Source organism: Agromyces sp. NPDC058484 (assembly GCF_042720415.1).
Classification (GTDB): Bacteria; Actinomycetota; Actinomycetes; order Actinomycetales; family Microbacteriaceae; genus Agromyces.
Genome location: NZ_JBHXMP010000025.1, coordinates 11,319 through 23,830 on the forward strand (window position 1 = coordinate 11,319; position 12,512 = coordinate 23,830).

Below are 12,512 nucleotides of genomic sequence, written 5' to 3' on the forward strand. Positions count from 1 at the left end.
TGGCAACACCACAAGAGAGTATTTGTCGGCATCATCGCGACTTCCTAACCTGATCCGTATGAGCTCCCAGACGACGTGGCCGTCCGCCGCAACGACGACCCCCCGGACGACGCGCCAGCTGCGCAACTTCATCGGGGGCGAACCCGTCGACGGGGTTGGCGGCTTCGACAAGTTCAACCCGGTCGACGGGTCGCTGCTCGCCGAGGTGCACGAGGCGGGTCCGGCCGAGGTCGACCGTGCCGTGGCATCCGCCCGCGCCGCGCTCGAGGGGCCTTGGGGCCGCATGTCGGTCGGTGAGCGCGCGGCGATCCTGCGACGGGTCGCCGACTCGATCGAGCGCCGGTTCGACGACCTGGTCGCCGCCGAGGTGGGTGACACCGGCAAGCCGGAGACCCTTGCGCGCGATCTCGACGTCGCTCGCGCCGCCGCCAACTTCCGCGCGTTCGCCGACGTGGTCTCGGCCGCCGGCCTCGACTCCTACCTCACCGAACTGCCCGACGGACGCCGCGCCCTCAACTACGCCGTGCGCAAGCCGCTCGGCGTGGTCGCCGTGATCGTGCCGTGGAACCTCCCGCTCCTGCTGCTGACCTGGAAGCTCGCGCCGGCGCTCGCCACCGGCAACACCGCCGTGGTGAAGCCCTCGGAGGAGACGCCGTCGTCGGCGACCCTGCTCGCCGAGATCCTCGTCGAGGCGGGCGTTCCGGCCGGCGTCGTCAACGTGGTGCACGGGTTCGGCGCGGGCTCTGCGGGCGAGTACCTCACGACGCATCCCGGCATCGACGGCGTCACCTTCACCGGCGAGTCGTCGTCCGGCACGGCGATCATGCGCGCCGTGGCGCCCCGGGTGCGCCCCGTGTCGTTCGAGCTCGGCGGCAAGAACGCCGCCGTCGTCTTCGCCGACGCCGACCTCGACCAGGCGATCGCCGGCCTCGCCCGCTCGACGTACCTCAACACCGGGCAGGTGTGCCTGTGCACCGAACGGATCTACGTCGAGCGGGCGATCTTCGACGACGTCGCTGCCGGCCTCGTCGAGCAGGCCGAACGCCTGCGCCTCGGCCGCCCCGAGAACCCTGCGACGACCACCGGCCCGCTCATCTCGCAGCAGCACCGCGAGAAGGTGCTCTCGTACTTCGAACTCGCTCGGCAGGAGGGCGCGAACGTGCTCGTCGGCGGCGGCGTGCCCACGCTCGGCGACGGGCTCGACGGAGGCTCGTGGATCGAGCCGACCCTGCTGACCGGTCTCGACAACTCGCACCGCACGGTGCGCGAGGAGATCTTCGGCCCCGTCGCCACCCTCATCCCCTTCGACACCGAGGCCGAGGCGATCGCCCTGGCCAACGACACCGACTACGGCCTCGCCGCCGTCACCTGGACGAGCGACCTCACCCGCGGGCACCGCGTCGCACAGCAGATGCGGGTGGGCATGTCGTGGGTGAACACCTGGTACCTGCGCGACCTGCGCAGCCCGTTCGGCGGCGTCGGCCTCTCGGGCATCGGCCGCGAGGGCGGGCACCACTCGCTCGAGTTCTACACCGAGCCGACGAACGTGTGCGTGCAACTGTGAACGGGAACGAGCCCACGCTCGCAGCCGATGCGCGGCTGCGGGCGGCCGTCGAAACTCGCACCGCCTGCTCCCCCGTGCGCGAGTTGATCGGCGAGCACGATCAGGATGCCGCGTACGCCGTGCAGACGCTCCGCATCGACCGGCGCCTCGCCGAGGGCCGCCGCATCGTCGGCCGCAAGATCGGGCTCACCTCGCCGTCGGTGCAGGCCCAGTTCGGTGTCTTCACCCCCGACTACGGCGTGCTGCTCGACGACATGATTGTCGCCGACCGCGAGCCGATCGATCTCTCCCGGTTCATCCAGCCTCGCGTCGAGGCCGAGGTGGCCTTCGTGCTCGGGCGCGACCTCGACTCCCCCACCACCCACGTCGCCGACGTGTTGCGTGCGACCGAGTTCGTGCTGCCGGCGATCGAGATCGTCGACTCGAGGATCGCCGGCTGGGACATCCGCATCACCGACACCATCGCCGACAACGCGTCGAGCGGCGCCGTCGTGCTCGGCACCACGCCGCGCACGCTCGACGGACTCGATCTTGCCGCGGTCGGCATGAGCCTCGACCGGGGCGGCGAGCCGGTCTCGACCGGCTCGGGTGCGGCGTGCCTCGGCAGCCCGGTGATCGCGGTGGCGTGGCTCGTCCGGGCCGTCGCCCGGCACGCCCGCCCGCTGCGTGCCGGCGAGGTCATCCTCTCGGGGGCGCTCGGCCCCATGGTTCCCGCCACCGCCGGCGTGTACCGGGCCCGCCTCGACGGGCTCGGCGAGGTGCGCGCCGACTTCACCGACACCACCGCAATCGACACCACAGCCATCGAAACCGCCGCAGAAGGAGCAGCCGCATGACCACCGGCGTCGCCATCATCGGATCGGGCAACATCGGCACCGACCTGCTCATCAAGGTCAAGCGCCTCTCGTCGACCCTCCGCGTCGTCGCGATGGTCGGCATCGACGAGCACTCCGACGGGCTCGCCCGCGCCCGCCGCCTCGGTGTCGCGACGACCCATGAGGGCGTCGACGGTCTGCTTCGCATGCCCGAGTTCGCCGACGTCGAGCTCGTCTTCGACGCGACGAGCGCCGGAGCGCACGCGCGCAACGACGCGCTCGTCCGCGAGCACGGCCGCATCATGGTCGACCTCACCCCCGCCGCGATCGGCCCCTATGTCGTGCCCGTCGTGAACCTCGACGAGCACCTCGGGGCGACGAACGTGAACATGGTCACCTGCGGCGGCCAGGCCACCGTGCCGATGGTCGCGGCGGTCTCCCGTGTCGCACCCGTTGCGTACGGTGAGATCGTCGCCTCCATCGCGTCGAAGTCGGCCGGACCGGGCACCCGGGCGAACATCGACGAATTCACTGAGACCACGTCGCGTGCGATCGAGCAGATCGGCGGCGCCGAGCGCGGCAAGGCGATCATCGTGCTGAACCCGGCCGAGCCGCCGCTCATCATGCGCGACACCGTGTTCTGCCTCGTCGAGGGCGAGTTCGACGAGTCGGCGGTGCGCGCCTCGGTCGAGGCGATGGTCGCCGAGGTGCAGGGGTACGTCGGCGGGTACCGCCTCAAGCAGGAGGTGCAGTTCGACCGCGTCGATGAGGCCTACGTGCTCGCGCTCGACCGGCCGTTCTCGGGCACGAAGGTCACCATCTTGCTCGAGGTCGCCGGAGCAGGGCACTACCTGCCCGAGTACGCGGGAAACCTCGACATCATGACGAGTGCGGCGCTGCGCACCGCCGAGGGCCTCGTCGCCGAGCGACAGCTCGCCGAACGGACGGAAGCCACCGCATGACCGCGACGACCACCCCACGGGTGTACGTGCAGGACGTGACGCTCCGCGACGGCATGCACGCCGTCGCCCACCGGTACACCGTCGACGAGGTCCGTGAGATCGCCGCCGCCCTCGAGGCCGCCGGCGTCGACGCCATCGAGGTCGCGCACGGCGACGGACTCGGCGGCTCGAGCGTGACCTACGGGCAGGGCGCCGCGACCGACGAGCAGTGGATCGAGGCGGCCGCCTCCGTGCTCGAGCACGCCAAGCTGACGACCCTGATCCTCCCCGGCATCGGCACGATCGACCACCTCGCCCGGGCCCGCGACCTCGGCGTTCAGAGTGTGCGGGTCGCGACCCACTGCACCGAGGCCGACGTCGCCGCCCAGCACATCGGCTGGGCGCGCGACCACGGTATGGATGTCTCGGGGTTCCTCATGATGAGCCACCTGAACGATCCCCTGGGCCTGGCCGAGCAGGCGAAGCTCATGGAGTCGTACGGCGCGCAGTGCGTCTACGTGACCGACTCGGGCGGCCGCCTGACCATGCAGGGCGTCGCCGAGCGCATCGACGCGTACCGCGAGGTGCTCGACCCCGAGACCCAGATCGGCATCCACGCGCACGAGAACCTCTCGCTGAGCGTCGCGAACAGCGTCACCGCGGTCGAGCACGGCGCCACCCGTGTCGACGCCTCGCTCGCCGGACAGGGCGCCGGCGCCGGCAACTGCCCGATCGAGGCGTTCATCGCCGTCGCGAACCTCTCCGGCTGGGAGCACGGCTGCGACCTGTTCGCCCTGCAGGATGCCGCGGAGGAACTCATCCGTCCGCTGCAGCGACGCCCGGTGCGGGTCGACCGGGAGACCCTCACGCTCGGGTACGCCGGCGTGTACTCGAGCTTCCTGCTGCATGCGGAGCGGGCCGCTTTGCGGAACGGGCTCGACGCCCGCGACATCCTGATCGAACTGGGTCGCCGGCGGATGGTGGGCGGCCAGGAGGACATGATCGTCGACGTCGCCCTCGACCTCGTCGCCGCACGCGACGCGGCGGGCGGGGGGCTGTCGTGAGCACCGTGACCGCGAGTCCGACCACCGCCGCGCTGGCCGAGCGGCTCGACGACGCCCAGCGCACGGCCGCGCCGATCGAGCATCTCTCGGCGAGCGCGCCGATCGGGCTCGACACCGCCTACGCGGTGCAGCACGCTCTCATCGCCCGCCGCAGCGGCCGGGGCGAGCGGGTCACGGGTCTGAAGCTCGGCTTCACGAGCCGCGCGAAAGCCCGGCAGATGGGCGTCGACGATGTCATCCTCGGCACGATCACCGATGCGATGCGCATCGAGGACGGCGCCGCCTTCGACCCTCGCACGTGCATCCACCCGCGCATCGAGCCCGAGATCGCCTACTTGTTCGGTGCCGACATCGACCCCGATGCGCCGGCCCCGGTCGGCGCGATCGCCGCGGTCGCGCCGGCGCTCGAGATCATCGACTCGCGCTACCGCGACTTCCGGTTCAGCCTCGACGACGTCGTCGCCGACAACACCTCGGCCGCCGCCTACGTGATCGGCGACTGGGTGCCCGCGGCAGCGTCCGGGTCGCGCGCGAACCGCGCCGTCGCCCTCGAGATCGACGGGCGGCTCGCGCAGACAGGAACGACCGCGGCCATCCTCGGCGACCCGGCACGGGCGCTGGCCGCCGCGAGCCGCCTCGCCGCCCGTCACGGGTTCGCGCTGCGGGCCGGCACTGTGCTGCTCGCGGGCGCTGCGACCGTCGCCGTTCCCGTTCCGCGCCGAGGCGTGGTCGAGGCATCCGTCACCGGACTCGGCCGGGTCTCGGTTCGCGTCGACGAGAAGGAGTCGTGATGAGCCGCACCGGCGGAGTGACCGTCACCGGCAAGGCGACCCCGCGCGGCCGCTTCCCGCACGTGAAGGTGTCGGGCGACCTGGTCTTCGTCTCGGGCACGTCGAGCCGTCGGCCCGACAACACGATCGAAGGTGCCGAGGTCGACGAGTTCGGCACCACGAAGCTCGACATCGCGGTGCAGACCCGCGCGGTGATCGAGAACATCCGCGAGGTGCTCGCCGCCGTCGGATGCACCCTCGACGACGTCGTGCAGGCGACGAGCTTCCTCGTCGACATGAACGACTTCGGCGCCTACAACGCCGTCTGGGCCGAGCACTTCGACGAGACGGGCCCCGCCCGCACGACGGTCGCGGTGCATGCCCTGCCCCACCCGCACCTGCGCGTCGAGATCCAAGCGATCGCGAGGCGCCCCGACGCGACATCCGATGCCACCATCAAGGAGGAACAGTGAGCACCACCACCACCATCCCGCCCGTGATCGACTTCCCGGCGTGGATCAAGGAGAACGAGCACCTGCTCAAGCCGCCGGTGAACAACAAGGCGGCCTGGCAGCCGATGGGCGACTTCATCGTGCAGGTCGTCGGCGGCCCGAACCAGCGCACCGACTTCCACTTCGACCCCTACGAGGAGTGGTTCTACCAGTACAAGGGCAACATGCACGTCAACATCCAGACCGAGGAGGGCCTCCAGCGCGTCGACATCCGCGAGGGCGAGATGTGGCTGCTGCCCGGCAACGTCTTCCACTCGCCGCAGCGCCCCGAGCCCGGCTCGATCGGCATCGTCATCGAGCGCATCCGCGAGGAGGGAACGCTCGAGAAGTTCGCCTGGTTCTGCCCGAACTGCAACGAGAAGGTGCACGAGGTCGAACTCCAGGTGCGCGACATCGTCGAAGACCTGCCGCCCGTGTTCCGCGAGTTCTACGAGAGCGAAGCGGGCCGGACCTGCCCGAACTGCGGCACGGTCCACCCCGGCAAGGGCTGAACCACGTTGGGCACCATCGATGTCCACACGCACTTCGTGCCCAAGGGCTGGCCCGACCTGCACACCCAGGTCGGGCCCGGCCCCTGGCCGTCGCTGCGCGTGGACTCCGAGCGCGAGGCCATGATCATGGTCGGCTCCAGCGAGTTCCGCCGGATCCAGGCGAACTGCTGGGATGCCGACGAGCGACTCGCCGACATGGACGCCGACGGCGTCGACATGCAGGTCGTCTCGCCGACCCCGGTGTTCTTCTCCTACGAGAAGCCCGGCGCCGAAGCGGCCAAGGTCGCGCGGATCTTCAACGATCTCGCGCTCGAGATCTGCGAACCGGGCGCCGGACGCCTGCTGCCGTTCGCACAGGTGCCCCTGCAGGACCCGGATGCCGCGTGCGTCGAGGCATCCCGAGCGGTCGCCGCCGGCCATGTCGGCGTCGAGATCGGCAATCACGTCGGCGACCGCGACCTCGATGACGAGGGCATCGTCGCCTTCCTGCAGCACTGTGCCGCAGAGCGCATCCCCGTGTTCGTGCACCCCTGGGACATGCCGGGCTCGCCGCGACTCGACCGCTGGATGGCCAGGTGGCTGACCGGGATGCCCGCGGAGACCCATCTGTCGATCATCGCGATGATCCTCGGCGGGGCGTTCGACCGGGTGTCGCCCGACCTGCGCATCACGTTCGCCCACGGCGGCGGGTCGTTCGCGTACTGGCTCGGTCGGTTCGAGAACGCGTGGCGCGAGCGCCCCGACCTCATCGGCGTGAGCGAGAAGCCGCCGTCGCACTACCTCGACCGGTTCAGCGTCGACACGGTCGTGTTCGACCCCGCCGCCCTGCGCCTACTCGTCGACACCCTCGGCTCCCGACAGGTGATGGTCGGCAGCGACTACCCCTATCCGCTCGGCGAACGGCCCGTCGGGTCGGTCGTCGACCGCGCCGACTTCCTGAGCGACGAACAGCGGGCCGACCTCCGGCACGGCAACGCGCGCCGCTTCCTGGCACTCCGATCCCCCACCCTCGAAGGCATCGCACGCACATGAACACCGAGACATCCGTCAACCTCACCGTCGACCGGGCGACCTGCGTCGCCCTCGACGTCGCCGATCCGCTCGCCGGATTCCGCGACCGCTTCGCCCTGCCCGACGGGGTCGTCTACCTCGACGGCAACTCGCTCGGCGCCTTGCCGAAGACCACGGCCGCCCAGGTCGAGCGGGTGATCACCGAGGAGTGGGGCACGGGCCTCATCCGCAGCTGGAACGACGCCGGATGGTTCGCGAAGCCCGCCGTGCTCGGAGATCGCATCGCGCCGATCATCGGCGCCGCGCCCGGCGAGGTGGTGCTCGGCGACTCGACCTCGGCGAGCCTGTTCCAAGCGGCCGTCGCTGCCGTGCGCCTGCGGCCCGGGCGCCGCGTCCTGATCAGCGAGCGGGGGAACTTCCCGACCGACCTCTACATGCTCGAGGCGGTGCAGGAACTCCTCGGCGACGACGAGCCGCTCGAGCGTCGCCTGATCGACGACGACGGACCGACCCTCGACGACGAGCTCGACGACGACGTTGCGGTCGTCGTGCTCACCCACGTCGACTACCGCACGGGCCGCATGCGCGACCTGGCGGAGGTCACCCGGCAGGTGCAGGCGGCCGGCGCCGTCATGCTGTGGGATCTCTGCCACAGCGTCGGCGCGGTTCCCGTCGACCTGAACGGGGCGGGTGCCGACTTCGCGATCGGATGCACCTACAAGTACCTCAACGGCGGTCCCGGTTCGCCGTCGTTCATCTGGGTCGCAGGGCGCCACCAGGCCGCTGCCCGGCCGGCCCTCACCGGCTGGCACGGTCACGCCCGCCCGTTCGACTTCGAGCTCGGCTATGCCCCCGCCGACGGGATCACCCGGTTCCGGGTCGGCACGCCCCAGCTGCTGTCGATGTCGGCACTCGAGGCGAGCCTCGACATCTGGGACGAGGTCGACATCGAGCTCGTGCGGGAGAAGAGCCTGCGCCTGACCGAACTGTTCATCTCGCTCGTCGACACCCGGCTCGCGCCGAGGGGCGTCGAGGTCGCCACTCCGCGCCAGTCGGCCCGGCGGGGAAGCCAGGTGTCGCTGCGCGTCGAGAACGGCTACGCGATCATGCAGGCGCTCATCGAACGCGGGGTCATCGGCGACTTCCGTGCGCCCGATCTCATGCGCTTCGGGTTCACCCCGCTGTATGTGTCGCACACAGATGTGTGGGATGCGGTCGCCGCGCTCGAGGAGATCCTCGCGACCGAGGCCTGGCGCGAGCCGCGGTTCGCGCGTCGCGGCGCCGTCACCTGAGTCCACCCGCCAACGCCGGACTTCAGCGCCGGCGGTCGGGAGCGGTCCTGGCCCGGTGCCCCGCGGTGCTCATGCCCACTCCGCTCGGGGTGCCGCTCGCGGTCACCGGCACGAACTCGCTGCCGTCGGCCCGCGCGAGCCTGGCGCGGAACGCCTCGACGGTGCCAGGCCACACCAGCGTGAGCCGCCCCGAGCGATCGTCGACGTACCAGTTGCGGCATCCGCCGGTGATCCAGGGGGTGGATGCTGCGGCCCGGTCGATCTCGGCCGTGTACGCCCGCTCGGCGCCGGGGTCGACGCGCAGCACGCCGCCCGCGGCATCCCGGCGGGCGAGCGAGCGCACCACGTAGCCGGCCTGCGTCTCGATCATGAGCACGGCGGAGTTGTGCCCGAGCGACGCGTTCGGCCCGTTGATCACGAACAGGTTCGGGAAGCCGCTCACGACGGTCGAGGCGAACGAGGTCATGCCCGCCGACCAGTTCTCGGCGAGCGTGGTGCCGCCGTCGCCGCGGACGAGTTCGGCGTAGGGCTGCTGGCCGGCGCTGAATCCGGTCGCCAGCACGAGCGCGTCGACCCCGTGCCGACGGCCCTGGGCCGAGACGAGCGTGCCACCGTCGACCCTCGCGAGGGCGGAGGGCTCGAGCGTGACCGCGTCGGATGCGACCGCGGGGTAGAACTCGTCCGAGAGCAGCACACGCTTGCAGCCGAACGTGTAGTCGGGGGTGAGTGCGCGGCGGAGTTCCGGGTCGGCGACCTGCGCCTGCAGGTGGGATAGGGCGACCGCCTCCGCGGCGGCCGAGGCCGCGGCATCCCCGGATCGTGACGCGAACCGGGCCTCGCCCTCGGCGTAGAGCTCGGCCCGCAGTGCCGCGAGCTCCTCGGGGTACCGGGCGAAGCGACGCCGTTCGGCGTCGGTGTAGGCGCGGGCCCCGCGCGGGACGATCCACGCGGGCGTGCGCTGGAACAGGGTGACGTGCGCCGCGGTCCGTGCGAGTTCTGGGACGAGCTGCACCGCGCTCGCCCCTGTGCCCACGACGGCGACGCGGCGGCCCGCGAGGTCGGCCGCGTGGTCCCAGCGCGAGGAGTGGAAGATCGGCCCCGGGAAGGTCTGCAGCCCCGGCACGTCGGGGATCGACGGCTCGGTGAGGCGCCCGCACGCGAGCACCACGGTCGCGGCTTCGATCGTGCCGCCACGCCCGCCGACGTCGAGCAGCCACCGCTCGCCGGGTTCGTCCCACCGGGCCGAAAGCAGCGGCGTCGACAGGCGCAGCCGGTCGCCCAGCCCCTCGCGTTCGGCGACTCCCTCGAGGTAGCGCCGGATCTCGTCGCCGCGTGCGAACACCCCCGACCAGTCGGGGTTTGGGTGGCTGGCGAAGCCGTACAGGTGGCTCGGCACGTCGCACGCGACGCCCGGGTAGGTGTTCTCGCGCCAGGTTCCGCCGACGGATGCCGCACGCTCGAGCACGACGAACGACTCGCGCCCGGCGCGGCGAAGCGCCATCGCCATCTCGAGGCCGGCGAACCCGGCCCCGACGATCGCCACCTCCACCCGGGTCATGGTCGAGCCGATCCCTTGGTCGGACGGGGGGCACGGTAGTCGGTGGTGCGCTGGCGGAACGGCCGGAACAGGCTCGCGGCGATCCGTGCGGCGTCGGCGAGCGGGAGCTCCTGCCCGTGCTCGATGCCCGCCTCGGGCTTCACCCGGCCGTCGAAGAGCGTGCCGCCGAGGTCGTCGCCGCCGGCGCGCAGAAGCTCGCGGGCCGTCGTGCGTCCGACGCGCGTCCACGGGATCTGGATGTGCCGGATACTGCCGCTGAGCGCCAGCCGCGAGACCGCGACCATCGCGCGGTGCTCATCGAGCGGGTCGCGGCCCGGCACGAGCGGCACGCCGCCCGCGGGACCCGGGAGGGGGATCGGCACGAACTCCGTGAAGCCGCCCGTCGTCTCCTGGATCGTCCGCAGCATCCGTAGGTGGGCGACGCGCTCGGCGGCGGTCTCGACGTGGCCGTAGAAGAGCACCGCCGTCGACTGCAGGCCCGCTCGGTGCGCGGCCGTGATGCCCAGGGTCCAGCGGTCGATCTCGAGATCCTCGGATGCCACCAGCCGGCGAACCCGTTCGCTCAGCACCTTGACGCCCGTGCCCGGCACGGTGTCGACCCCCGCCCCGCGGAGCGCCTCGATCGCGCCGTCGAGGCCGAGCCCTGCGCGGTCGGCGAGGTCGCGCACGTCCTGGGGACGGTAGGCGTGCACGTGCAGGCCGGGTGCGGCCCGCTTCGCTGTGCGGACGATGTCGAGGTAGGCGCGGGGGTCCTGATCGGCCGGGATGAGGCCCTGGATGCACAGCTCGGTCGCCCCGAGTTCGTGCGCGTCGGCGGCGATGGCCGCGACGTCGTCGAGCGTGAATGCGCCCGGCTCGTCGGTCGTGGCCGCCCGGAACCCGGTCGAGGTGAGGTTGCGGTTGGCGACGATGCTCACCGCTTCGCCGACCGTGTACCGGCGCACATCGTCCGCCGTGGCGGCGAGGGCGTCGAGGTCGGCCCCGACCGCGCCCAGGAGCAGCGACCATTCGTCGTCATCGAGCCCGGTGGGGTCGGCGGCCGCAGCCTCGGCGAGGGACGCGACCGGCCGGCCCGACCCCGCAGGGCCGAGGCGCCTCGGTTCGCGAGGGAGTGGCGCACTCGCGACCGGTTCTTCGGGGTCGGTCGAGCCCGATGCGTTCCCGACCGGGGCGCCCTCGCGCGCAAGCCCCGACCCGGGGTCGGCGAGGTCGGCGACCCGCTCGTGCAGCACCGGGTCGATCCACGTCGCCGCGTCGCCGACGTACTCCGGGTGCGCGGTCAGCCGTTCCCGCAGCTCGAACCCCAGCTCGGCAGTGCGCGCGGCGAGCTCCTCCAACTGCGGCCACGGGCGCTCGGGGTTGACGTGGTCGGCGGTCAACGGCGAAACCCCGCCCCAGTCGTCCGCCCCGGCGCGCACGAGCAGGTCGAACTCCGCGGGGTCGGAGAGGTTCGGCGGCACCTGGATCCGCATGTTCGGGCCCATCACGAGCCGGGCCACCGCCACCGCTGCGATGTACTCGAGAAGGTCGGCGTCGGGCGCATCCTGCATCGCCGTGCGGGGCTTCGCACGGAAGTTCTGCACGATGACCTCCTGGATGTGGCCCTGGCCGTCGTGCATGTGGCGCTCGTTCGCATCCCGAATCGCGATCAGCGACTCGGCGCGGTCGCGCAGCGTCTCGCCGATGCCGACCAGGATGCCTGTGGTGAACGGCACGCGCTCCCGCCCGGCGGCCTCGAGCACCGCGAGCCTGACCACGGGATCCTTGTCGGGCGAGCCGTAGTGCACGGCACCGGGCTCTTCATAGAGGCGGCGCGAGGTCGTCTCGAGCATCATCCCCATCGAGGGGCTGGCGGGCCGGAGCATCCGGAACTCGGCGGCCGACATCACGCCCGGGTTCGCGTGCGCGAGCATGCCGGTCTCGGCCGTGATCAGCCGCGCGATCGCGCCGACGTACTCGATGGTCGAGGCGTAGCCGTGTGCGTCGAGCCAGGCGCGGGCCTCGGGCCAGCGCTCCTCGGGGCGGTCGCCCAAGGTCAGCAGTGCCTCCTTGCACCCCATCGCCTGACCCTGGCGAACGACCGCGAGCACCTGCTCAGGGGTCATGTACACCGGTTTCTGCTTCTTCAGCAGCTGGCCCGGTGTGTCGACGAACACGCAGTAGTGACAGCGGTCGCGGCAGAGCGTGGTCAGCGGGACGAAGACCTTGCGCGAGTACGTGATGACCCTCGGCCGGCCGGCCATCGCGAGACCGGCGTCGCGCACTGATGCTGCCAGCCGCAGCAGGCGCTCGAACTCCTCACCGGTGGCCGACAGCATCAGCTCGGCATCTTCCACGCCGAGCTGAACACCGGCGGCAGCGCGGGTCAGCGCGACGTGAACGCCGGGAGCATGCCTCCGGATTGTGGATACTGGATCCAAAACAGTCATGAATTCATGATTGCATGATTTTCGAATCTTGGCAGCTGATTCGGGACGAATAGTCGAGCAGGCCA

At 71.4% G+C, this 12,512-nt stretch carries 11 protein-coding genes; 9 read left to right on the plus strand and 2 right to left on the minus strand.

The features are described from left to right. The first annotated feature begins 58 nt into the window (after window positions 1-58). From ACFWN7_RS16610 to kynU, 9 genes are read left to right on the plus strand one after another with little or no spacing between them, the layout of a single operon-like run. The gene (locus tag ACFWN7_RS16610) at window positions 59-1,564 is read left to right on the plus strand and encodes a 2-hydroxymuconic semialdehyde dehydrogenase (protein WP_376939970.1); all 1,506 of its coding nucleotides are present in this window, start codon (window positions 59-61) and stop codon (window positions 1,562-1,564) included. Then, window positions 1,549-2,400, plus strand: a complete 852-nt coding sequence (locus tag ACFWN7_RS16615) for a 2-keto-4-pentenoate hydratase (RefSeq protein WP_376939971.1) — start codon at window positions 1,549-1,551, stop codon at window positions 2,398-2,400. Before ACFWN7_RS16610 ends, ACFWN7_RS16615 begins: the two co-directional genes overlap by 16 nt. After that, window positions 2,397-3,341 (plus strand): acetaldehyde dehydrogenase (acetylating), encoded by a 945-nt coding sequence (locus tag ACFWN7_RS16620; protein ID WP_376939972.1) that lies wholly within the window; start codon window positions 2,397-2,399, stop codon window positions 3,339-3,341. The genes ACFWN7_RS16615 and ACFWN7_RS16620 overlap by 4 nt, the downstream gene beginning before the upstream one ends. Continuing rightward, entirely contained in the window at window positions 3,338-4,384 is a 1,047-nt protein-coding gene (dmpG, locus tag ACFWN7_RS16625; protein WP_376939973.1) for a 4-hydroxy-2-oxovalerate aldolase, read from the plus strand. Before ACFWN7_RS16620 ends, dmpG begins: the two co-directional genes overlap by 4 nt. Then, complete coding sequence (locus ACFWN7_RS16630; protein ID WP_376939974.1) at window positions 4,381-5,175, plus strand: 2-keto-4-pentenoate hydratase; 795 nt, start codon at window positions 4,381-4,383, stop codon at window positions 5,173-5,175. Before dmpG ends, ACFWN7_RS16630 begins: the two co-directional genes overlap by 4 nt. Then, window positions 5,175-5,627, plus strand: coding sequence for a RidA family protein (locus ACFWN7_RS16635; protein ID WP_376939975.1), 453 nt, complete (start codon window positions 5,175-5,177; stop codon window positions 5,625-5,627). Before ACFWN7_RS16630 ends, ACFWN7_RS16635 begins: the two co-directional genes overlap by 1 nt. Further along, window positions 5,624-6,157: a 3-hydroxyanthranilate 3,4-dioxygenase gene (locus tag ACFWN7_RS16640; protein ID WP_376939976.1), complete on the plus strand. Its 534-nt coding sequence runs from the start codon at window positions 5,624-5,626 to the stop codon at window positions 6,155-6,157. Before ACFWN7_RS16635 ends, ACFWN7_RS16640 begins: the two co-directional genes overlap by 4 nt. 6 nt (window positions 6,158-6,163) lie before the next feature. Continuing rightward, on the plus strand, window positions 6,164-7,189 hold the full coding sequence (locus ACFWN7_RS16645) for an amidohydrolase family protein (protein WP_376939977.1): 1,026 nt from the start codon (window positions 6,164-6,166) through the stop codon (window positions 7,187-7,189). Further along, a complete protein-coding gene (gene kynU, locus ACFWN7_RS16650) occupies window positions 7,186-8,460 on the plus strand; it encodes a kynureninase (RefSeq protein ID WP_376939978.1) in 1,275 nt (424 codons plus the stop codon). Before ACFWN7_RS16645 ends, kynU begins: the two co-directional genes overlap by 4 nt. 22 nt (window positions 8,461-8,482) lie before the next feature. Here kynU and ACFWN7_RS16655 read toward each other — a convergent pair whose 3' ends face one another. Together ACFWN7_RS16655 and cofG are read right to left on the minus strand one after the other, a co-directional pair. Beyond that, window positions 8,483-10,018 carry a flavin-containing monooxygenase gene (locus ACFWN7_RS16655; protein WP_376939979.1) on the minus strand — a complete coding sequence of 512 codons (1,536 nt, stop codon included), beginning with the start codon at window positions 10,016-10,018 and terminating at the stop codon, window positions 8,483-8,485. After that, a complete protein-coding gene (gene cofG / locus ACFWN7_RS16660) occupies window positions 10,015-12,354 on the minus strand; it encodes a 7,8-didemethyl-8-hydroxy-5-deazariboflavin synthase CofG (RefSeq protein ID WP_376939981.1) in 2,340 nt (779 codons plus the stop codon). Before cofG ends, ACFWN7_RS16655 begins: the two co-directional genes overlap by 4 nt. Window positions 12,355-12,512 lie beyond the last annotated feature (158 nt).

What these genes read in the sequence shown, in the direction of transcription:
- ACFWN7_RS16610 (WP_376939970.1), top strand. Translation starts at nt 59, where the DNA reads ATGAGCTCCCAGACGACGTGGCCGTCCGCCGCAACGACGACCCCCCGG.
- kynU (WP_376939978.1), top strand. Translation starts at nt 7,186, where the DNA reads ATGAACACCGAGACATCCGTCAACCTCACCGTCGACCGGGCGACCTGC.
- dmpG (WP_376939973.1), top strand. Translation starts at nt 3,338, where the DNA reads ATGACCGCGACGACCACCCCACGGGTGTACGTGCAGGACGTGACGCTC.
- ACFWN7_RS16635 (WP_376939975.1), top strand. Translation starts at nt 5,175, where the DNA reads ATGAGCCGCACCGGCGGAGTGACCGTCACCGGCAAGGCGACCCCGCGC.
- ACFWN7_RS16655 (WP_376939979.1), bottom strand. Translation starts at nt 10,018, where the DNA reads ATGACCCGGGTGGAGGTGGCGATCGTCGGGGCCGGGTTCGCCGGCCTC.
- ACFWN7_RS16620 (WP_376939972.1), top strand. Translation starts at nt 2,397, where the DNA reads ATGACCACCGGCGTCGCCATCATCGGATCGGGCAACATCGGCACCGAC.